The organism is Caldimonas taiwanensis NBRC 104434, from assembly GCF_001592165.1.
GTDB classification, from domain to species: Bacteria; Pseudomonadota; Gammaproteobacteria; order Burkholderiales; family Burkholderiaceae_C; genus Caldimonas; species Caldimonas manganoxidans.
Window position 1 is genome coordinate 100739 of record NZ_BCWK01000010.1, and the last position, 20881, is coordinate 121619.

The following is a 20881-nucleotide window of genomic DNA, read 5'->3' on the forward strand; positions in this document are numbered from 1 at the left end:
GTCCCCGGTTGGCAAGCCGCCCGAGGGTAGCAGACCTGGGGCTTTCCCGAGGCTCGATCACATTTGTAAACAGACTGGGCATGGGCCGGGGGCGAAATCGGCAATTTCCATCGCACAATGTCGCGGCATGGCAGCGCCATGCAGGTGCTGCCCGACCTGTCTTGACATCATTCATGAATGAGCGAAGGAGTCCTTCATGTCCCGTTTCATCCGTGCCGTTGCGCTGACCGTGTCGCTGTCCATGGGCACCTTGGCGCTGGCGCAACCGGGCCAGCTCACGCTGATCACGACCGAACAGATCGCACGGCAGGGGCTCTCGCCGGCCGGTTCGGATGCGGGCGCGGCCTCGCGTGAGCGGCTGATGGCCGAGCTCGACCGTCCCGAGTTGCAGGCCAAGCTGCAGGACTGGGGCGTCAGCCCCGAGCAAGCGCGCGCCCGTGTGCAGGCTTTGACCGACGAGGAGGCTCAGCAGCTGGTGGCCCGCATCGACCAGGCGCCGGCCGGCGCCGGCGATGTGCTGGGCGCGATCGTCTTCATCTTCGTGCTGCTGCTGGTCACCGACATCTTGGGGTTGACCAAGGTCTTCCCCTTCACCCGTTCGGTGCGTTGAGCCGCCGCCGCCTGTCGCGTCGCGGCTGGCTGGCGGGCGCGGCGCTGAGCGTCCTGGGTGCGAGCGGCTGCGCGAGCCAGACGGCGGCTTTGCGCGCCGGGGCTGCGGTCGGCCTGCCACGGCGTGCCGAGCTCGAGCAGGTGCCGTTTTTCCCCCAAAGCGGGCCGAATCTGTGTGGCCCGGAAACCCTGGCCACGGTGCTGCAGGCCGAGGGCTTTGCGCAGACCCCGGCCGATCTGGTGCCCCTGGTGTACCTGCCAGGCCGCCACGGCTCGCTGCAGGTCGAAATGCTGGCCGCCGCACGGCGCTGTGGCGCGGTGGCGGTGCGTTTGCCTGCGAGTTTGCACGCCTTGTGCGAGGAAATCGCAGGCGGCCGAGCGGCCGTGGTGCTGCAAAACCTGGGCTTGAGTGTGGCGCCGCTGTGGCACTATGCCGTGGCCGTGGGCTATGACTTGGACGAGGGCTGGATGGTCCTGCGCTCGGGCGCACAGCGCCGCCAGCGGTTGGCCATGCGCACTTTCGAACACACCTGGGCGCGTTCGCAGTATTGGGCCTTCGTGACCGTGGCGCCAGGCCGCCTGCCGCGCACGGCCAGCGAAGACGAGATCGTGCGCGCCATGCTCGCGTTCGAGCGGGTGGCGTCGCCCGAGGCGGCCGTGCGAGCCTATGCGGCGGCGCAGACCCGCTGGCCTGACAACCTCACGCTGGCCATGGGCCTGGGCAATAGCCTGTATGCCGCCGGCCGCAAGACCGACGCGGCGCGGGCTTTCGAAGCTGCGGCGCGGGCCCATGCCAGCGCAGCCGCTTGGGTCAACCTGGGCGTGGTCGCGCTGGATCTGGGGCAGCCCCAGCGGGCCTTGGCGGCCGCGCGCGAAGCCTTGGCTCTGGGGGGGCCTTGGGCCGAGCAGGCGCGGGCCTTGCTCGACCGTGTACAGGCGTCGCAGCCTTGAGCCTGGCGACCGCACCCGTGAAAGCCATTGACGTCCTCGTCGGTGCTGCCCCGATCGTGCTGGGTGGGCTCGTGTCGTTTCGTGGACCGTCCTACACCCAACACGAAACCGTCTTTCAACTCGGCCAACTCAAGGCCGAGGTGCGCAAGGAACAGCGCATTCCTTCATGGGCCGGCGCAGGTGGCGATTGCCGCCGGCGTGGTGCTGGTGGTCATCGGCCTGCGCCGATGAACCGACGGGGGGTCAGAACCGCTCGTGCGGCCCCAAGTACCGCCATTGACCCAGCGGCAGGGCCCCCAGCGTGACCTGGCCGATGCGGATGCGTTTGAGCCCCACGACTTTCAGGCCCACCAACTCGCACATGCGTCGGATTTGGCGCTTGCGTCCCTCGCGCAGCACGACGCGCAGCTGATGTTCGTTCTGCCAGCTCACCTGGGCGGGCCGCAGCGGACGGCCATCGAGGCTGAGGCCGTGGCGCAGCAAGGCCAGCCGCTCCGGCGGCACGGTGTGCGAGGGCGGGCCCTTGCTGCGGGCATCCATGTGTTCCACGCGGACCAAGTATTCCTTCTCCACCTCGGAGTCCGCGCCGATCAGCCAACGCGCGATGCGGCCGTCTTGCGTGAGCACGAGCAGGCCGGTGGAGTCGATGTCCAGCCGGCCAGCGGGTGCCAGCTTGCGCAGCTGATGGGCGCCGAAGCGCCACGGGCTGCGGTCCTGGCGCCAATGGTTTTCGGGGGTGATGAGCGCCACGGCCGGTTCATGGCCGTCTTCGGCCTGACCGCTCACATAGCCGATCGGCTTGTTCAGCAACATGGTGACGCGCCGGCCCTGCTCGTGCCGCGCGGCCGGGTCCACCTCGATGCGCTGATGCGGCAGCACGCGCGCGCCCAGGGTGTCGATCACCTGACCGTCCACGCGCACCCAGCCGCGTTCGATCCACAGGTCGGCCTCGCGGCGCGAGGCCAATCCCAGTGCGCTCATGCGCTTGGACAGTCGCTCGCCTGCCGGCGCGACGGCGGCCGTCGGGGGCTGGGCCGGCGCCGGCGCGTGCCGGCGGGGGACTTCAGGGGTGGCGGGTGAGGACTTGCGGGGCACGGATGGCTTGGGGCGGGACTTCATGGCGCGAACGGGGTGGCAGAGGGGATTGGACCATGTCTGGCGCCTGCTGCAACCCGAATAGTTCTTGCAAGGCGGCGCGATACGCGTCCCGACCGAGGGCGCTGGCGTTGTGATGGCTGGCGCCTTCGACCAGCAGCCAGCGTTTGGGCGGTGGCGCGCGCTCGTAGAGCCGATGGCCCAAGGCCGGGGGAATGAAGCGATCGGCGCTGCCGTGCACCACCAGCACCGGGGCTCGGACCCGCTGGATGTGTTCGCCGGCTTCGAAGCGCTGCGTCAGCAGGGGCCCCACGGGCAGCCAGCCCCAGCGGAAGGTACTGACCACGTCGCGAATCGAAGGAAAGCTGGCCTCCACGATCAAGCCCGCCGCGTCGTCCACCTGCGAGGCCAAGTGCGTGGCGATCGCTCCGCCCAGTGAATGGCCGTAAATGAAGCGCCGGGCATCGCGATGTCGATGCGCCAGCCAGTCCCAAGCGGCACGGGCGTCTTCGTAGGCCAGGCGCTCCGAAGGCAGCTCGCCGGAACTCTGCCCGAAGCCGCGATAGTCGATGCCCAACACCGCAAAGCCCAGGCCATGCAGGCGGCGCATGCGCGCAGCGCTGCTGCGCACATCCCAGCGGGCGCCATGCAGGTACAGCAAGATCGGCGCGTCTGACCGATCCTGTGGCAACCACAGGGCATGCAGCCGGGCGCGTTGGCCGTCCAGGCGCGAGTCGAACTCGATCCAGCGCTCTTCCAAGCCTTCGGCGGCTTGGGCGGCGCCGCGCCAGCTTGCTTGGCTGGGCTGGAAGATCCAGCGACGCTGCTGGGTGTCGAGCACCGCGCAGCCCACCAACAGCGCTGCTGCGGCAAGAAAGACGAGCCCCCACCGAACGACACGTTGCGAGCCGATCATGGCTCGGGAGCGATCCACCCGGCCCACGAAAGTTCACCGACCGCGCAAAAACAGCGCATCCAACTCCCGCAGCGTGAGCTGTCGCCAGGTCGGGCGGCCATGATTGCACTGGTCGGCCCGCTCGGTGCGCTCCATGTCGCGCAGCAAGGCGTTCATCTCGTCCAGCGTGAGGCGACGGTTGGCACGCACGGCGCCGTGGCAAGCCATGGTGGCCAACAATTCATGCTGCGCCCGCTCGATCACATTGCTGGCCTCGTACTGCGCCAGCTCGGCCAGCACGCTGCGGGCCAGCTCCACCACGTTCGCGTCGGTCAGGGCCGTGGGGCATGAACGTACCGCCAGCGTGGTGGGCGACAGCGGCGTGATTTCCAGCCCGAGGGTGAGCAAGGCGTCTTGACAGGCTTCGGCCGTGGCCACTTCTTGGGGCGTGGCGGTGAAGGTGGCTGGAATCAGCAGCGGCTGTGACTCGATGCGCTGATGGCGCAAATGCTGCTTGAGCCGCTCGTAGACGATGCGTTCATGGGCCGCATGCATGTCCACGATCACCAGACCTTGGGCATTTTCGGCCAGCACATAGACGCCTCCCACCTGGGCGATGGCCCGACCCAGGGGCCAGCTCTCGGGATCCCAGGCCGGCTCGGCCGCAGGCTGGGGTTCGGCCGGCGCCGATGGCCGACGCAGCCAGCCGGCCGGCGGCTCTTGCGCGAACAGCGTGGCGGCCTGCTCCAGCGCCAGCTGGGCTTGCGCGGGCGCCGGTCGGCTCCAGCCTGGGGCCGACCCTGTCGGCCGCGCCGATGCTGCTGGTGCGGCAACGGCGGGCGCCGGGGGGGCGAGGCCCGCGCAGGCAGCACCGTGCACCGCCTCGGCACGTGACGGCGCCAAAGCGTTTTCCACGGCATGGCGCACGGCTTGGTGGACTTCGCGCGCATCGCGGAACCGCACCTCGATTTTGGTCGGGTGCACGTTCACGTCCACCCGATCCGGGGCGATTTCGAGAAACAGCACATAGCTGGGCTGCCGCGAACCGTGCAGCACGTCTTCATAGGCTGAGCGCACGCCGTGGGCGAGCAACTTGTCGCGCACGTAACGGCCGTTGACATAGGCGTACTGCAAGTCCGAGCGCGAGCGGGCCGCATCGGGCAAGCCCGCACGGCCGAACAGGCGCAGCGGGCCGATGCGGGCCTCCACCGCTCGGCTTTGGGCGAAGAAATCCTCGCCCAGCACCTCGCGCAGCCGTTGTTCCCCGCTGCCGCGGCGCCACTGCGCCACCAGCTTGCCTTCGTGCCAAACGGCAAAGCTCACATCCGGCCGGGCCAGGGCATGGCGGCGCACGGCTTCCAGGCAATGCGCCAGCTCGGTGGCTTCGGTCTTGAGGAATTTGCGCCGCGCCGGCGTGTTGAAGAAGAGCTCGCGCACCTCCACCGTGGTGCCCACGCCGCGCGCAGCCGGGCTCAGTTCGCCCGAGCGGGCATCCAGCCGGTGGGCGTGGGCAGCCTCGGGCGGGCGGCTGCACAGGGCGACTTCGGCCACCGAGGCGATGGCCGCCAGCGCCTCGCCTCGGAAGCCCATGGTCTGCACCTGCTCCAGCTCGGCCAGCGAGGCGATCTTGCTGGTGGCATGGCGGCGCAGCGCCAGCGGCATTTCGTCGGCTGGCATGCCCTGGCCGTTGTCTTCGACGACGATGGCGCGCACCCCACCGCCGGCCAACTTCACCGTCACCTCGGTGGCGCCGGCATCCAGGGCGTTGTCCACCAGCTCACGCACCACCGACGCGGGCCGCTCGACCACTTCGCCAGCGGCGATCTGGCTGACCAACTCGTCCGGCAGTTCGCGGATGGGCCGACGCGGGGCAAGAGTGGGAGCATTCATTCACGGGGATTGTAGGTCGGCGCTCCGTCGGGACCCTGCCCGGCGGGGATAATCCCGCCCCATGGACTGGATCGCCTTCCTGATCGACTTCATCCTGAACGTGGACCAACATCTGGCCCGCTTCGTGGATGCCTATGGGCCTTGGGTGTATGCCCTGCTGTTTGCCATCGTCTTCGTGGAAACCGGGCTGGTGGTCATGCCCTTCCTGCCCGGCGATTCCCTGCTGTTCGTGGTGGGCACGATGTGCGGAGCCGGCTTGATGGACATCCGGCTGTCCATCGGCCTGCTGCTGGTGGCCGCGATCGCGGGCGACCAGGTCAATTACTCCATCGGCCGCTACTTCGGCCCCAAGGTGTTCCAGTGGGAGCAGTCGCGCTTTTTCAACAAACGTGCCTTCAACCAGGCGCATGAGTTCTACGAGCGCTATGGCGGCATCACCATCATCCTGGCGCGCTTCCTGCCATTCGTGCGCACCTTCGCGCCCTTCGTGGCCGGCGTGGCCGACATGAATCGGGCCAAGTTCACGCTGTATAACGTGGTGGGTGCCGTGCTGTGGGTGGTCGGCATCACGCTGGCGGGCTATTTCTTCGGCAACCTCAGCTTCGTCCAGAACAACCTGGAAAAGATCATCTGGGCGCTGATCGTCGTGCCGGGCTTGATTGCCATGTATGGGGCGTGGAAGGCCAAACGTGCGGCACCCTGAGGACCATCTGCGGCTGCGTTGCGGCCAGTGCAAGGGCCAGGCCTTCGGCCCTCTCAGAGGGGGGGAAGTCTGGTGAAATCCTTGGTGCTGTGCTGCGCGATTGGGCTGGCCGCTGTGCTGGGTATGCCGGCGGCCTGGGCCATGGACCAGACGGCGGGGCCGTCCCAGACGACCCACCGTTTGCTGGTTCGCCTGCATGAGTCGCCCAACGTGGGTCGCTCGGCCCCGCCCAGCGGCGCGCCGGTGGCAAGGCAAGATCGCACCGCCGAACGCCTGCAGGCGCTGATGGCACGCTTGGCGATCCAGGGGACGCCCAAGCACCGTCTTGGCGATGGCGCCTGGGTGCTCCGGCTCGATCAGCCCCGCAGTCTGCGCGAGGCCGAGCAGCTGGCCCGCGTGTTGGCGAGCCAACCGGAGGTGGCTGACGTCGGGGTGGACCTGTGGGTGCGTCCCCAGGCCTTCATTCCGAACGATCCCCACTTTTTCGAGCAATGGGCGTTGCTTCCGCGCGATGCCCGCGTGGCGGGTAGCGCGCATTTCAGCGATGCATGGGACGTGCCTGGCGCGGCATTCACCGGCTCTCCCTCGGTGATCGTGGCCGTCATCGACACCGGTTGGGTGCCCCATCCGGACCTGGACGGCGCTGTGCTCGACGGTTACGACTTCGTCTCCTCGGGCAGTATCGACGGGCAGGACGTGGCCGGTGACGGCGATGGCCGCGACGGCGATCCGTCCGACCCGGGCGACTATTGCGTCCCGCGAGGTGAAGCGTCCTCGTGGCATGGATTGAAGATGACCAGCCTGATCGCCGCGACGATCCACAACGGACGTGGCATCGCCGGGGCGGCTCCTGGTGTGAGGGTGCAACACATCCGGGCCTTGGGCCGCTGCGGGGGCTGGCTCAGCGATGTGACCGATGCCTTGCGATGGGCCGTGGGCGACTCGCTGTCTGGCGTGCCCGACAACCCCAGCGCGGCCCAGGTGCGGGTGGTGAGCTTGAGCTTGGGCTCCGCGCCCGGACTCGATTGCTCCTCCGGCGCATATCGGTACGTGCGCGAGGCGGTCGATCGCGCCCGTGCCGCAGGGGTCTTGGTGGTGGCGGCGGCTGGCAATGAGTCCAGCGAGTCGGTCAGCCTGCCTGCGGGCTGCCCCGGGGTGCTTGCCGTCGGCGCACACACGTCGCAAGGGGATTTGGCCGACTACTCCAATCGCTCGCCACGGCTGAGCTTGACCGCACCGGGGGGAGGCTGCGGAGCGGGCCCCGGTGCCTTGTGCGACCCCGTTTTGATCCTGACCCTCGGCAACGACGGGGAGAGGGCGCCAGGCCGACCGATGGACCGGGACCAAACGGGCGGCACCTCGGCAGCCACGCCCTTGGTGGCGGCGACGGCGGCCTTGATGTTTTCGATGAACGAGGCGCTCACCGCCGATCAAGTGCGCACGATCTTGACCGAGACCGCGCGCGCCCATCCGGAGGGCAGCTATTGCGCCATCCACCCCGGCATGTGTGGGGCGGGCATGCTCGATGCCGAGGCCGCGGTGCGGCGCGTGCGTGACGGCCCTTGGCCGGGGTTCGAGCGTGGCGGCGGCGGTGGCGCGCTGTCTTGGGTTTGGACGCTGGCCTTGATCGCTGCGGCGGGCTGGGCGCAGCGGCTCAGAGTTGCCGGTTGCGCGCCAGTGGCGGGTTCTTCTGGAAGTAGCGGCGGATGCCGTTCATGAGCGCGTCGGCCAGTTGATCCTGGTACTCGGCCGAGCGCAGCTGCTGCTCCTCTTCCCGGTTGGAGATGAAGGCGGTCTCCACCAAGATGGACGGAATGTCCGGCGCCTTGAGCACGGCGAAACCGGCTTGCTCGACCCGGGGTTTGTGCAGCCGCCCGATCTTCCCGATGTGACCGAGCACCGCGCTGCCCAGCTTGAGGCTGTCGTTGATCTGGGCGGTGGTGGACATGTCCATCAACGCGCGCAGCACATGAGCGTCGCTGTGCTTCACGTTCACGCCGCCCACGATGTCGGCGGCATTTTCCTTGTTCGCCAGCCAACGCGCTGCCTCGCTGGTGGCTCCGCGTTCAGACAAGGCATACACCGAGGCGCCCCGTGCATTGGGGTTGGTGAAGGCATCGGCATGGATCGAGATGAACAGGTCGGCCTGTACCCGGCGGGCCTTCTCGACGCGCTGACGCAAGGGCACGAAGAAGTCGGCATCCCGTGTCATCATCGCGCGCATGTTCGGCTCGGCATTGATGCGGTCGCGCAGCCGCCGGGCGATGGCCAGCACCACGTCTTTTTCGCGCGTGCCGGCCGGACCGATCGCGCCGGGGTCCTCGCCACCATGGCCTGGGTCCAAGGCCACGATGATCAGGCGGTTCACACGGCTGCGCTGGCCCGCCTCGGCATCGCTGCGACGGCTCGCCGGCGGGTTCGGAGCCGCCGCCACGGCAGGCGGGGCCGTGTGGTTGCCGCGGCCGATGCGATCGATGAACTCCCCTAGCGCGTCGTCCAGCGCGGCCTGGGCCCGGCGTTCGGCCTCTTCTTTCTCGCGGATCAAGGCCATCAGCGGGTCGATCGGCACGGTCGGGTACAGATCGAAGACCAGGCGGTGCCGGTAGTCGGCCACCGGGGCGAGGGTGAAGACCTGCGGTGCGATCGGCTGCTTGAGGTCGATCACCAAGCGCACGATGCGCGGCTGGTTCTGTCCCACCCGCACTCCGGCGATGTAGGGGTCGTCCGCGTGCACCTTGCCGACGATCTCGCGCAGTGTGGGGCTGAGTTCGAGCCCGTCCACATCGACCACCAGCCGGTCGGGTTGGCTGGTGACGAAATGGCGAGCCTGCAAAGGGGTGTCGCTTTCCAAGGTCACGCGGGTGTAGTCAGGGGCAGGCCACACGCGCACGGCCACGATGGTCGCCCCCCAGGCGATGTCGCTGGCGCCCAACAGCAGCACGAGGCTGCCGGCGCGATGGAGAAAGTGCCGCCGCTTCATCCGAGCAAGGCGGCGCCGCGGGGGGTGTAGGCGCTGATCATGACCTCGCGTTGATCGCCATCGCCGGGGCGCAGTTCCATGCGCCAGTCCGGCACCGGCAGCAGGCCGGCGGCCCGATCGGGCCATTCCACGAGCTTCAGACCCGGTCCGGTGAGGATCTCCCGCAGGCCGGCATCTTCCCACTCGCTCGGGTCGTTGAAGCGGTACAGATCGAAGTGCCAGGCTTGCAGATCGGGCAGGGTATAGGGCTCCATCACTGCGTAGGTGGGGCTCTTGATGCGGCCCGTGGCGCCCAGCGCGCGCAACAGGTGGCGCACGAAGGTGGTCTTGCCGGCGCCCAGTGGACCGTGCAATTCGATGAAGGCCTCGCGCAATTCACTGCGCCGCGCCAAGGCCTGCGCAAAGGCTTCGCAGGCCGCTTCATCCGGCCACTGGAGATGGGAGCTTCCTAGAATCGTCGAATGCATCGAGACCGTGTCATCGACCCCGCCGCTTTGCTGCTGCAATTGCGCCACTGGGCCCATGAGCTGGGATTTTCCCAGATCGGGGTGGCCGGTGTCGACCTCCGTCATGCCGAGCCTGGCTTGCGCGCTTGGTTGGAGGCCGGCTTTCACGGCGAGATGCACTACATGGCTGCCCACGGCATGAAGCGTGCGCGCCCGGCGGAATTGGTGCCGGGCACGGTCAGCGTGATCACCGCCCGCATGGACTATCTGCCCGCCAGCGCCCCCCCGGGTTGGCAGGCCGTGGAATGGGATCGCTTGCACCGCGCGCCGCAGCAGGCCAATGTCTCACTGTATGCGCGTGGGCGTGACTACCACAAGGTGCTGCGAAGCCGGCTGCAAGCCTTGGCCGAACGGCTGGCGCAGGCGGTCGGGCCCTTGGGTCATCGGGTCTTCACCGATTCGGCGCCGGTGCTCGAAGTCGAGTTGGCGTCGCGCAGCGGCCTGGGCTGGCGGGGCAAGCACACTTTGCTGCTGTCACGCCAGGCCGGCTCGACATTCTTTCTCGGCGAGATCTATGTGGACTTGGCGCTGCCGCCCACCCCGTCCACCTCGTCGCACTGCGGGTCCTGCCGGGCCTGCCTGGACGTGTGCCCCACGCAGGCGATTGTGGCGCCCTACCGGCTCGATGCCCGGCGCTGCATCTCCTATCTCACGATCGAACATCCCGGTCCGATCCCGGTGGAGCTGCGCACGGCGATCGGCAACCGCATCTATGGCTGCGACGATTGCCAGCTCGTGTGTCCGTGGAACAAGTTCGCGCAACGTGCCGTCGTGCCCGACTTCGAGCCGCGCCCGATCTGGGCGCAGGCCACCCTGCTGGAGTTGTTCGCCTGGGACGAGGCGCGGTTTTTGAAGCTGACCGAAGGCAGCCCGATCCGCCGCATCGGCCATGAGCGTTGGATGCGCAACCTCGCGGTGGCCTTGGGCAATGCGTGGCGCATCACGGGCGATGCGGCCGTGCGCCAGGCCTTGCAGGCGCGCCGCGAGACGGCCAGCCCGCTGGTGCGCGAACACATCGATTGGGCCTTGGCGCAGCGTGCACCATGAGGGCCATCAGCTCTGCATCCATCGCAAGGCTGCCAGCCACCATGGGATCGAGGCCATGCCCAGCAAGGTCGAGACGGTGACCAACCCTGCCACATAACTGCCATGGCCGCCCATGCGAGCGGCCAGCACATAGGCACTGGAGGCCGTGGGCATCGCGGCGAATGCCACCACCACCGGTTGCTGCGCGGCGGGCAGCCCCAGCAGTTGCACCAAGGCCAGAGCCACCAGCGGCAGTCCCGCATGCCGGATGCCCAGCAAACCGGCGGCCAAGCCCGGGCCGGCCCTCAAGCCACCGAGCTGCAGCCCTGCGCCCACGGCCATCAGACCCAGCGGCAGGGCGGCTTGGCCGATGCGTTGGACGGTGACAGCCACGGGATCGGCCAGCTGCAGTCCGCACACATTGGCGATCAGCCCCCCCACGGTGGCCAAGATGAGCGGGTTGCGCACGATCTCACGCCAAAACCCGTGGCCGCCATGGCGTGCCAGCGGATACACCGCAGCGAAGTTGCACAACGGCACGGCCAGGGCCACCAACAAGGCCGTCCAGGTCACCCCTGCCGGGCCGGCGAGTTTGTCAGCCAAGGCCAGCGCCACGTAAGAGTTGAAGCGAAACGCCACCTGAGCGCCCGAGGCATGCAGCCGCGCATCCACGCCCGGCAGCCGCCCCAGCCCATAGGCCGCGGCAATGCCCGCGCCGACGATGCACAGACCGGCGGCGGCCAGCGGTAACATGGTCTGGAATTCCAGCGGGCTGCGGACGATGGAGTAGAACAGCAGCACCGGGAACAACAAGTAGTACACGAGCCGCTCGACGGCATCCCACACGGTGCGGTTCAGCGCCGTATGGCGGCACAGCACAAAGCCGCAGACGATCAACAGAAAGTCTGGCAGCAACAGCACGACATCATTCATCGATTGATCGCAGCACCACGGTACGCCCAGTTGCGCAGTGTGCCAGCGGCCCAACGCCACTGCGGGACATCCCGATACGTAATCTCCACAGTGGCCAACGGTGCCGTGCCCATCAAGACGTATCATCGGGCCACGCTTCATTCATTCCTATTCATTTGTTTTCGTTGCCCAGAAGGAGACTTTCATGCAGCGTCGACACCTGATCGCCGCCCTGACCCTGCCGGCTGCCCTCGCGTTTGCGGGTGCTGCTTGGAGTCAAGCGTATCCGTCCAAGCCGGTGCGGCTGATCGTGCCTTTTGCTCCCGGGGGCACCACCGACATCATTGCCCGGATCATCGCGGACAAAATCCAAGGCCCCTTCGGGCAACCGATGGTCGTGGACAACCGTGGCGGTGGCGGGGGGCTCATCGGGGCGGCCGAGATCGTGCGTGCCCAGCCCGACGGCTACACCCTGGGCATGGCCACGGTGTCGACCACCGCGTCCAACCCGGCCATCAATCCCAAGACGCCCTACAACCCGTTGACCGACTTCACGTCCATCATCAACATCGCGGCCACGCCCAACGTGATTGCGGTGCACCCCTCCTTCCCGGCCAAGGACTACAAGACGTTCTTGCAAGTGCTCAAGGCCAACCCGGGCAAGTTCAGCTACTCCAGCTCGGGCACCGGTGGCATCGGTCACCTGCAGATGGAGTTGTTCAAGTCGCTGTCGGGCACCTTCATCACGCACATTCCCTACCGCGGGGCAGGCCCGGCGCTCAACGACACCGTGGCCGGCCAGGTGCCGATGATTTTCGATAACCTGCCCTCGGCGCTGCCCTTCATCAAGGACGGCCGTCTGGTGCCCATCGTCGTGGCCGCGCCCGAGCGCCTGCCGGTGCTGCCCAATGTGCCGACCTTCAAGGAAGTGGGCCTGGAGCCGGTCAACCGCATGGCCTACTATGGCATCCACGGGCCCAAGGGGCTGCCCAAGGATGTGGTCGACAAAGTCAATGCCGCCGTGCGTCAGACGCTGCAAGACCCCGAGGTGCGCCGCCGCATCGAGGCCACCGGCTCGATCATCGTGGGCAACACGCCCGAGCAGTTCGCCGCCCAGACCAAGGCCGAGTACGAGGTCTACAAGCAGGTGGTGGACAAGCAGAAGCTCAAGCTCGATTGAACCGGCTGCGCGCTTCCATTGACGAACGGCCGTCGCCCTGGGGCGACGGCCTTTGTCCATGTCTGCACTGACCGAAAGCCTGGTCCGCATCGACCGCTTCGTCGAGGCGCTGTGGGTGGAAGAAGGGCTGTCGGCGCTGACGCTGGCGGCCTACCGCCGTGACCTCACCTTGTATGCCCGCTGGCTCGACAGCCAGGCCGGCAAGCCCTTGGATGCCAGCACCGAGACCGACTTGCGTGCCTACGCCGTGCACCGCAAACACACCAAGGCCAGCACGGCCAACCGGCAACTGACGGTGTTCCGGCGGTATTTTCGTTGGGCTTTGAGAGAGGGCTTGATCCAGGCCGATCCCACCTTGCGCCTGGAGACGGCACGCCAGCCCTTGCGCGTGCCCAAGACCTTGAGCGAAGCCCAGGTCGAGGCCTTGCTGCAGGCCCCAGACACGGCAAGCCCGTTGGGCCTGCGCGACCGCACGATGCTGGAGCTCATGTATGCCAGCGGCCTGCGCGTGAGCGAACTGGTCACGCTCAAGACCGTGCATGTGGCGCTGCAGGAGGGCGTGCTGCGCGTGCTGGGCAAGGGTGCGCGCGAGCGCCTGGTGCCCTTCGGCGAGGAGGCCCATGCGTGGCTGCGGCGCTATTTGGCCGAATCGCGGCCGCTGATCCTGGGTGGACGTGCGGCACGCGATCTGTTCGTCACGCAGCGCGGTGAAGGCATGACGCGCCAGATGTTCTGGACGCTGGTGAAGAAATATGCGCGCCAGGCTGGCATCACGCAGCCGTTGTCGCCGCACACGCTGCGGCACGCTTTTGCGACGCACTTGCTCAACCATGGCGCCGATTTGCGCGCCGTGCAAATGCTGCTGGGGCATGCCGACATTTCGACCACGCAGATCTACACCCACGTGGCCCGCGAGCGGCTGCGCCAGCTGCATGCGAAGCATCATCCGCGCGGATGAAAAAAAGCCGGCCCGAAGGCCGGCTTGTCCAGATCAGGCGCCAAGCGCGATCAGAAGTTGTGGCGCAGGCCCAGCGCGACGGAGCTGAAGTCGCCACCGTAGACACTGGCCGAGCCATCGTTCAGCTTGGTGTAGAAGGCGTACAGCTTGGTGCGCTTGCTCAGGTTGTAGTTGTAACCCAAGGTGAACTGGGTGGCATCGCTGTCGTTGACGTTGTCATATTCGCCAGCACGGCCCACGTTCAGGTGGAACTCCGAAGCGCCCATGGCGTATATGCCCGACAGGCGCACGTTGGTGCGCTTGCCCAGGCCAGCGCCAAAGCCGTCTTCGTCACGCTGCACATAACCACCGAAGGTGAAGTCGCCCAGGGTGTACAGGGCGCGCAGCGCGAACTGGTTCTGATCCCCCAGCTTCGAATAACCAGCACCCAGTTGCAGCGGGCCCATGCCATAGTTGGCTGCCAGGTCATAGCTGTGGTTGGCGGCCGCCTCTTTCAGCGACATGGCCGCTTCCACGGTCAAGCCGCCGAGGTCCGGCGTGCGGTAGGCGATCTTGTTGGTGTCGCGGGTGATGTAGGCATACAGCGCATCCGACGAGGTTCCGGTGTCGTGGTTGTGCATGCTCACGTAGTCGGCCGTGGCGAAATAGGCTTCGCTGGTGTAGCGGCCCAGGCGCAGCATGCCGAAGCCACCCGACAGGTTCAACTCGGCTTGACGGGCCCAGAACTCGGTTTGCGTTTGGGCGCCGGTGTCGATGTTGAACCCATGCTCCAGCACGAAGCCGGCTTTCAGGCCACCGCCCAAATCTTCGGTGCCACGGAATCCGATACGGGAGGCGTTGTTGACCAAGCCCGTCAGCGATTGGCCACCCGCCTTCTGGCGCTCGACCGACACGTTCATGCGGCCGTAGATGTTCACGTTGCTTTGGGCCAAGGCCGAGCCGGCGGCCAGTGCGGCGACGGCCGCCACGGCGATCGGGAGTTTTTTCATGGAGTTTCCTTGTGGGAGAAAAACTGGAAGTCCGACCGATCGGCTTCAGGGTGGGGCCGTCGGTCACGGAAGCGTCATTGTAGAAAGACTGGCCCGCGCGATTGGTTCAGATGTGAAGAGATGACGCGTCAGCGCAACACAGGGCGCCTCACGCACAATCACGCCCATGGATCACAATTTTCTTTCTGCCCTGATTTTGCTGCTGTTGGTGCTCGACCCCTTTGGCAGCCTTCCGATCTTCATCTCGGTGCTGCGCGGGGTGCCCCCCGAGCGCCGCACCCGCGTGGCCGTGCGCGAGGTGATGATCGCCTTTGGCGTGCTGTTGGTGTTCATGTTCACCGGCCAGGCCTTTTTGGATTTGATGCATTTGTCCGAGCGTTCGCTGGAGGTGGCCGGCGGCGTCATTTTGTTGATCATTGCCATCCGGATGATCTTTGCCTCGGGAGGCGAGATCTACGCGGCGGGCACCGGGCGTGAGCCGTTCATCTTTCCGCTGGCCGTGCCGCTGTTGGCCGGGCCTTCGGCGATGGCCACGGTGCTGCTGCTGGCCTCGCGGCAGCCTGAGCGCTTGATCGAATGGGTGGGCGCGCTTTCGGCGGCGATGTTGGTGTGCGGCGCGGTGCTTTTGGCCGCGGACCGATTGCGCAGGCTGTTGGGCGATTCGATGGTGTCGGCCATCGAAAAGCTCATGGGATTGGTGTTGACGGCCATTGCCGTGGAGATGATCCTGGCTGGCCTGAAGCGCTATTTCTTCGGTTGAGCATCGAGGCCGCGGAGCGGGGCAGGGCCCGATCCGCGGTGAGGCATGGCGCGGCGGCTTCAGCGGCCGCGCAGGTGCTCCGGCGCTTCCAGCCGTTTGGCCAGCAGCGACAGGGTGAGCGTGAGGATCAGGTACATCGCCGAGATGGCCAGATAAGGCTCCCAATAGCGTGAGTACGCCCCTGCGACCGTGCGTGCGGCCAAGGCCAGTTCGGCCAAGCCGATGGCCGACACCAGCGAGGAGTCCTTGATCAAGGTGATGCCTTCGTTCACGAAAGCCGGCACCATGCGGCGGAAGGCCTGGGGCAGCACGACGTTGCGCATGGCTTGCCCATGCGTGAGCCCCAGGCTGTAGGCCGCCTGCAGTTGCCCCCGGTGGATGCTTTGGATGCCGGCGCGGAAGATTTCAGAGATGTAGGCCGCGGCATTGAGTGACAAGGCCAACGCTCCGGAGAAGAAGGCGCCATGCTCCTGGCGGAAGCTGACAGCGGCCGCTCCCGTGAGCAGCAGGCCGTGCTCCGGGTGCACCAGCGTGGGCATCAGCGCGAAGTGCACCAGCAGGATTTGCACGAACAGGGGCGTGCCGCGGAAAAAGGTCACGTAGGCGAGTGTGAATCCTCGGGCCGCGACCATCCCGATGCGCAGCAGCCAGGCCTTGGGCGCCGGGGCGTCGGCCGAGCTGCTGATGAGCCCCAGCACCACGCCCAGCAGCATGCCCGCGCCGATGGCCACCAGCGTGAGCTGGATGGTCATCCACAGGCCGGTGGCAAACAGCGGGCCGTAGCCCGCCAAGATTTCCCAGCGCAGGTCCATGCGGTCTCAGTCGCTCACTTGGAGGCCGCACCAGCGGCCGCCGGTGCGCCGAAGTACTGGGCGTAGATGCGATCGTAGGTGCCGTCGGCGCGGATGCCGGCCAAGCCCTCGTTCAGCTTGGCCAGCAGTTCGGCATTGCCCTTGCGCACCGCGATGCCATACTGCTCGGGCGCGAAGGAGGTGTCGCTGACGGTCTTGAAGGCCGCTGCGCTGTTGTTGGCCACGTAATGGTTGACCACGCCGTTGTCGGCCACCACGGCATCCACGCCGCCCGACTCGAGCTCCTTGAGCGCCAACGGGGTGGACTCGAAGCGGCGCACGTTGGTGTTGTCCTTGCCGAGCAGCTGGGTGACGACTTCGTCGCCCGTGGTGCCGGTTTGCACACCAACCTTCAGGGTTTTGAGATCCTCGAATTTCGTCACCGGGCTGTCCTTGCGCACGGCGATGAGCTGCACCGCGTCGAAGTAGGGTTCGGTGAAGTCCATGGACTGGCGGCGCTCGTCGGTGATGGTGATGGCCGACACCAGCAGGTCACGGTCGCCTTGGTTGAGCGAGTTGAAGATGCCTTCCCAGGGCGTGTTGACGAACTTGACTTCCATGCCGGCCTTGGCGGCAATGGCTTTGACGATGTCGATGTCGAAACCGACGATCTCGCCCCGTTCATTCTGCGACTCGAACGGGGCATAGGCCGCGTCGGTGCCCACGACATACACCTTGGCAGCAGGAGCGGCCGCCGGCGCGGCCGCGGGGGAGGCTGGCTCCTGCTTGCTGCAGGCGGCCAACCACAAGCCGGCTGCGATCAGACCGGCCACTTTGAGAAAACGACGGGTGTTCAGCGAAGTCATGAAGTCCTCGAAAGGAAAAACGGTTGCGGGCGCCACCCCCGTGGCGCCAACGTAGGGCGCAGTGTAAGCCCGCGGCGGGGGGAGGTCGGCGCAGACTGGGCTTTAGAGGGGTCGCTCCAGCCAGTCCAGTTCGGCTTGGGTGAAGCCGGCGCGCCGGCGTGCGGCGTGGTTGAAAGGCGGCTTGGGGCGCGGGGCGTCGTAGCGCCGGGCGAGGACTTCGTAGTGAGCCACCGGGTCCAAGCCTTGGCGCTGGCACAGCCAGCGGTACCAATGGTTGCCGATGGCCACGTGACCGACCTCGTCTCGCAAAATGATCTGCAGAATCTCCACCGCCCGCGCATCGCCGGCCTTGCGCAGCTTGGCCTGGATCAGCGGTGTGGCATCCAGGCCACGGGCTTCCAGCGTGCGCGGCACCAGCGCCATGCGGGCCACCAAGTCTTCACGGGTTTTGTCGGCCATGGCCCATAAACCATCATGGGCCTCGAAATCGCCGTAGTCATGGCCCAAGTGGTTCAGGTGTTGGCGCAACAGGGTGAAGTGCAGCGCCTCCTCGCCAGCGACTTGCAGCCAGTCGCGGTAGTAGGCCTCGGGCAGCCCGGCAAAGCGCCACACCGCATCCAGGGCCAGGTTGATGGCGTTGAATTCAATGTGGGCAATGGCATGCAACAGGGCGGCCCGGCCGTGCTCGGTATGGGGCGAGCGGCGCGGGACTTGGCCGGGGGGCACCAGCACGGGGCGTTCGGGGCGTCCTGGCAGACCGGGCAGGGGGGCCAGCGTTTCGTCGCGCCCGAGGTCCAGGCCGGCCTGGGCGTCGGCGAACAACATGCGGGCCTGGGCCGCTTTGTCTTCGGGGTTGCGCAGGCACAGCACGTGCAAGGCACGCTGTCGCAAAGTGGTCGCCGCGCCGGCGGCAGGTGCGCACATCGTCATGGAACTTAGAATTATCCCTTCTTCAGGAGCAGTTCATGGCCCTCTTCCAGCTCGACGAGCTGATCCCCACCGTGCACGAGTCGGCCTGGGTGGCCGAGTCGGCCCAGGTGATCGGCGATGTCCATCTTGCCGAGGACACCAGCGTGTGGTTCGGTGTCGTGATCCGCGGCGACACGGCTCCCATTCGCATCGGGCGGGGCTCGAACATCCAGGACAACGCGGTGCTGCATGCCGATGCCGGGGTGCCGCTGACCGTCGGCGAGGGAGTGACCGTCGGGCACCAGGCGATGCTGCATGGCTGCACCGTCGGGGATGGCTCGCTCATCGGCATCCAGGCGGTCGTCTTGAACCATGCGCGCATCGGCAAGGGATGCGTGGTGGGCGCCGGCGCGGTCGTGACCGAGGGCAAGGAATTCCCCGACGGGTCCTTGATCTTGGGCGCGCCGGCCAAAGTGGTGCGGCAGCTCACGCCCGAGCAGGTGGAGCGCTTGCGCCTGGGGGCCGCCCACTATGTGCACAACGCCCGGCGGTTTCGTGCCGGGCTCAAGAGGATCGGCTGATGTCGGCGCTGCACAAGTTCCTGTTCGAAGGACTGCCCGTGCGCGGCATGTTGGTGCGGCTGACCGATGCCTGGACCGACATGCTGCGTCGGCGTGAGGCCGTCGGCGGCTATCCCGAGCCGGTGCGTCGGTTGCTCGGCGAAATGACGGCCGCCGGCGTGTTGATGCAGGCCAACATCAAGTTCAATGGCTCGCTGGTCTTGCAAATCCAAGGCGACGGGCCGGTGCGCCTGGCCGTCGTCGAGGTGCAGCCCGATTTGCGTTTGCGTGCCACGGCCAAGGTGTTGGGCGAGGTGGCGCCCACGGCGCGGCTGGAGGCCCTGGTGAATGTGCATGGCCAGGGCCGCTGCGCGATCACGCTCGATCCGAAGGACCGCCTGCCGGGGCAGCAGGCCTACCAAGGCGTGGTGCCCTTGCATGGCGATCGCCGTCAACCCTTGCAAAGCGTGGCCGAGGTGCTGGAGCACTACATGCTGCAGTCCGAGCAGCTCGACACCCGGCTGGTCCTGGCTGCCGACGATCAGGTCGCCGCCGGGCTGCTGATCCAGCGCCTGCCGGTGCAGGGCGAGGGCAATCTGGCGGGGGGGCGAAGCCGAGAGGACGACATCGGCCTGAACGAGCATTACAACCGCATCGCCCATCTGGCGGCCACGCTCACGCGCGAGGAGCTGCTGAGGCTGGATGCGGACACGGTGTTGCGGCGGCTCTTCTGGGAAGAGACGCTGCGTCGCTTCGAACCGCTCACCGGGTCACAGGGCCCGCGGTTTGCCTGCTCGTGCTCACGCGAGCGGGTGGGGCAGATGCTGCTCGGATTGGGCAAAGAGGAGGTCGACGCCATCGTGGCCGAGCAAGGGCGTGTCGAGATCGATTGCGATTTCTGTGGCGCCCGCTACCACTTCGACGCGGTGGACGTGGGCAGTTTGTTCACCCCGGGGCGTGACCATCCGCCGGGGCCGGTGTCCGTGCAGTGAGCCTCAGGCGGGTGCTTGGCCTCGGCGCCGCAGCAGGTGCTCGCATTCGGGCACCAGACATTCGCGGCACCAGGGGCGCAGACGCAAACGCGGCTCCTCGTCCGCGGCGGCGGCGGACGGGTTGAGTCGCCCCTGGGCGCGCAAGGCGGTTTCCACCACGCGCCAGGCGGCTTCCAAACGCTGGTCGTCCAGACCGTAGATCACGCTGAAGGCCACCCCGGCGGTGAGCAAGCGTCGTCGCAGCCGCTCGTCCACGGGCGCTCGCATGTGGGGGCCGTCGCGCTGGATGCCATCGGGCGTCCAAGGCAGATCCAGGCCGGTCAGCAAGGTGAGGCTGCAATGGCGATGGGCCTGGAAGGCGGCCTCGTACAGCGAGGCGTCATCGAACAACACGTCGCTGTACACCGCGGTCATGACGGCCGTGGTGTCGGCAAAAACGAGTTCGTGGGCCGCAGCGGCGGCCAGGATGCGGCGTGTCTGTTCTTCGGCGATATGCGCTTGCTCTTCGGGGCGCGGCGTGCGGGCGTGGCGGTCGCAGAATTCGCGCAGATATTCCTCGACTGCTTGGGCTTTGAAGCCCAGCGCGCAGGCCCGTGCGGCCAGGCCGCGGGCCAGGTCGGTCTTGCCGGTGCTCTCGGCGCCAAGCAGCGCGATGATCATGCGTCGGTCCGGGCGGCCGCCCGTCGATGCCAGGCGCGCCAACCCACCAGTGAGCTCGCGGCAAACACGGCGTACAGCGCCGCGGTGAGCCACAGGGCCTTGTGGACGAACAGGGCCAGCGCGACGAGATTGACCACGAGCCAGACCATCCAGTTCTCGACGAACTTGCGGGCGAGCAAGGCTTGCGCCACCACGCTGGCCACGGTCGGGAAGGCGTCCCAGTAGGGCACGTCGGTGTCGGTGTGCCGGTCCAGCCATGCCCCCAGCCCGGGCCAGGTCAGGACCACGGCCAGGACGGCCAGCAGGCGACCCCGCCATCCGAGATAGCGCACGTCCAGACGGGAGCCGTCAGCACGGCGGCCGCACAGCCATTGCCACCAGCCCCACAGGGCCACGATGACGAAAAAGATCTGCAGTGCGGCGTCGCCATACAGCCGGTGCTGCCAGAAGAGCAGGAAGTACAACAGCGCACTGGCGGCGGCCAGCGGCCAGCCCCAATGGATCACCCGGATGTTGCACACCACCATGGCCAAGGCCAAGGCCACAGCGAGGACTTCCAGCCAGGTGACCGGCGAGCCCCACAGGGTGAAGGCCGCCTGCATCAGCGGCGCGAACGCGGCAAGCAAGCCGTCCATCATGGGAGGCGCTG

22 protein-coding genes are annotated in these 20881 nt (G+C 67.3%); 10 read left to right on the forward strand and 12 right to left on the reverse strand.

Features of this window, described 5'->3' with window-relative positions; all coding sequences use genetic code 11:
• The first annotated feature begins 196 nt into the window (after positions 1-196).
• Both CTA01S_RS10400 and CTA01S_RS10405 read left to right on the forward strand, forming a co-directional pair.
• Complete coding sequence (locus CTA01S_RS10400) at positions 197-610, forward strand: PA2779 family protein (protein WP_019559555.1); 414 nt, start codon at positions 197-199, stop codon at positions 608-610.
• Positions 607-1560 carry a PA2778 family cysteine peptidase gene (locus CTA01S_RS10405; RefSeq protein ID WP_062195299.1) on the forward strand — a complete coding sequence of 318 codons (954 nt, stop codon included), beginning with the start codon at positions 607-609 and terminating at the stop codon, positions 1558-1560. The genes CTA01S_RS10400 and CTA01S_RS10405 overlap by 4 nt, the downstream gene beginning before the upstream one ends.
• Before the next feature lie 243 nt (positions 1561-1803).
• Here the strand turns inward: CTA01S_RS10405 and CTA01S_RS10410 are convergent, their stop codons facing one another.
• From CTA01S_RS10410 to mutL, 3 genes are all read right to left on the reverse strand, one after another.
• Complete coding sequence (locus tag CTA01S_RS10410; protein WP_442752324.1) at positions 1804-2541, reverse strand: pseudouridine synthase; 738 nt, start codon at positions 2539-2541, stop codon at positions 1804-1806.
• 82 nt (positions 2542-2623) lie between these two features.
• Positions 2624-3571, reverse strand: a complete 948-nt coding sequence (locus tag CTA01S_RS10415; RefSeq protein WP_062195309.1) for an alpha/beta hydrolase — start codon at positions 3569-3571, stop codon at positions 2624-2626.
• Between the two features lie 33 nt (positions 3572-3604).
• Positions 3605-5440, reverse strand: coding sequence for a DNA mismatch repair endonuclease MutL (gene mutL / locus CTA01S_RS10420; protein ID WP_062195312.1), 1836 nt, complete (start codon positions 5438-5440; stop codon positions 3605-3607).
• Between the two features lie 61 nt (positions 5441-5501).
• On the opposite strand from mutL, the gene CTA01S_RS10425 reads away from it, so the two are divergent.
• Both CTA01S_RS10425 and CTA01S_RS10430 read left to right on the forward strand, forming a co-directional pair.
• Positions 5502-6143, forward strand: a complete 642-nt coding sequence (locus tag CTA01S_RS10425) for a DedA family protein (protein WP_062195317.1) — start codon at positions 5502-5504, stop codon at positions 6141-6143.
• 72 nt (positions 6144-6215) lie between these two features.
• Positions 6216-7862: a S8 family serine peptidase gene (locus CTA01S_RS10430; protein ID WP_157451347.1), complete on the forward strand. Its 1647-nt coding sequence runs from the start codon at positions 6216-6218 to the stop codon at positions 7860-7862.
• On the opposite strand, the gene CTA01S_RS10435 is transcribed toward CTA01S_RS10430, so the two are convergent.
• Together CTA01S_RS10435 and tsaE are read right to left on the reverse strand one after the other, a co-directional pair.
• Positions 7798-9123 carry an N-acetylmuramoyl-L-alanine amidase gene (locus CTA01S_RS10435; protein WP_062195323.1) on the reverse strand — a complete coding sequence of 442 codons (1326 nt, stop codon included), beginning with the start codon at positions 9121-9123 and terminating at the stop codon, positions 7798-7800. The genes CTA01S_RS10430 and CTA01S_RS10435 overlap by 65 nt on opposite strands.
• The gene (gene tsaE, locus CTA01S_RS10440) at positions 9120-9590 is read right to left on the reverse strand and encodes a tRNA (adenosine(37)-N6)-threonylcarbamoyltransferase complex ATPase subunit type 1 TsaE (protein ID WP_062195326.1); all 471 of its coding nucleotides are present in this window, start codon (positions 9588-9590) and stop codon (positions 9120-9122) included. Before tsaE ends, CTA01S_RS10435 begins: the two co-directional genes overlap by 4 nt.
• Between tsaE and queG the strand changes: the two genes are divergently transcribed.
• On the forward strand, positions 9585-10676 hold the full coding sequence (queG, locus tag CTA01S_RS10445; RefSeq protein ID WP_198150862.1) for a tRNA epoxyqueuosine(34) reductase QueG: 1092 nt from the start codon (positions 9585-9587) through the stop codon (positions 10674-10676). The genes tsaE and queG overlap by 6 nt on opposite strands.
• 6 nt (positions 10677-10682) lie before the next feature.
• Here the strand turns inward: queG and CTA01S_RS10450 are convergent, their stop codons facing one another.
• Positions 10683-11588 carry an AEC family transporter gene (locus CTA01S_RS10450; protein ID WP_062195330.1) on the reverse strand — a complete coding sequence of 302 codons (906 nt, stop codon included), beginning with the start codon at positions 11586-11588 and terminating at the stop codon, positions 10683-10685.
• Positions 11589-11772: 184 nt separating this feature from the next.
• Here CTA01S_RS10450 and CTA01S_RS10455 point away from each other — a divergent pair, with 184 nt between their 5' ends.
• Entirely contained in the window at positions 11773-12747 is a 975-nt protein-coding gene (locus CTA01S_RS10455; protein WP_062195333.1) for a tripartite tricarboxylate transporter substrate binding protein BugE, read from the forward strand.
• Between the two features lie 58 nt (positions 12748-12805).
• The gene (gene xerD / locus CTA01S_RS10460) at positions 12806-13705 is read left to right on the forward strand and encodes a site-specific tyrosine recombinase XerD (protein ID WP_062195390.1); all 900 of its coding nucleotides are present in this window, start codon (positions 12806-12808) and stop codon (positions 13703-13705) included.
• A gap of 50 nt (positions 13706-13755) precedes the next feature.
• On the opposite strand, the gene CTA01S_RS10465 is transcribed toward xerD, so the two are convergent.
• Positions 13756-14694 carry a porin gene (locus CTA01S_RS10465; protein WP_062195337.1) on the reverse strand — a complete coding sequence of 313 codons (939 nt, stop codon included), beginning with the start codon at positions 14692-14694 and terminating at the stop codon, positions 13756-13758.
• A 166-nt stretch (positions 14695-14860) separates the two neighbouring features.
• On the opposite strand from CTA01S_RS10465, the gene CTA01S_RS10470 reads away from it, so the two are divergent.
• Complete coding sequence (locus CTA01S_RS10470; protein ID WP_062195340.1) at positions 14861-15454, forward strand: MarC family protein; 594 nt, start codon at positions 14861-14863, stop codon at positions 15452-15454.
• Positions 15455-15513: 59 nt separating this feature from the next.
• On the opposite strand, the gene CTA01S_RS10475 is transcribed toward CTA01S_RS10470, so the two are convergent.
• The 3 genes from CTA01S_RS10475 to CTA01S_RS10485 all read right to left on the reverse strand — a co-directional run bounded on the left by CTA01S_RS10475 (position 15514) and on the right by CTA01S_RS10485 (position 18041).
• Entirely contained in the window at positions 15514-16266 is a 753-nt protein-coding gene (locus CTA01S_RS10475; RefSeq protein ID WP_019559570.1) for an amino acid ABC transporter permease, read from the reverse strand.
• Between the two features lie 14 nt (positions 16267-16280).
• On the reverse strand, positions 16281-17111 hold the full coding sequence (locus tag CTA01S_RS10480; RefSeq protein WP_062195394.1) for a basic amino acid ABC transporter substrate-binding protein: 831 nt from the start codon (positions 17109-17111) through the stop codon (positions 16281-16283).
• Between the two features lie 102 nt (positions 17112-17213).
• Positions 17214-18041, reverse strand: a complete 828-nt coding sequence (locus CTA01S_RS10485; protein ID WP_019559572.1) for a ferritin-like domain-containing protein — start codon at positions 18039-18041, stop codon at positions 17214-17216.
• Between the two features lie 35 nt (positions 18042-18076).
• Here CTA01S_RS10485 and CTA01S_RS10490 point away from each other — a divergent pair, with 35 nt between their 5' ends.
• Positions 18077-18601, forward strand: coding sequence for a gamma carbonic anhydrase family protein (locus CTA01S_RS10490; protein ID WP_019559573.1), 525 nt, complete (start codon positions 18077-18079; stop codon positions 18599-18601).
• Entirely contained in the window at positions 18601-19572 is a 972-nt protein-coding gene (hslO, locus tag CTA01S_RS10495; protein ID WP_019559574.1) for an Hsp33 family molecular chaperone HslO, read from the forward strand. The genes CTA01S_RS10490 and hslO overlap by 1 nt, the downstream gene beginning before the upstream one ends.
• Before the next feature lie 3 nt (positions 19573-19575).
• Here hslO and CTA01S_RS10500 read toward each other — a convergent pair whose 3' ends face one another.
• Positions 19576-20232 (reverse strand): AAA family ATPase, encoded by a 657-nt coding sequence (locus tag CTA01S_RS10500; protein WP_062195343.1) that lies wholly within the window; start codon positions 20230-20232, stop codon positions 19576-19578.
• Complete coding sequence (pnuC, locus tag CTA01S_RS10505) at positions 20229-20870, reverse strand: nicotinamide riboside transporter PnuC (RefSeq protein ID WP_062195347.1); 642 nt, start codon at positions 20868-20870, stop codon at positions 20229-20231. The genes CTA01S_RS10500 and pnuC overlap by 4 nt, the downstream gene beginning before the upstream one ends.
• Positions 20871-20881: the final 11 nt, after the last annotated feature.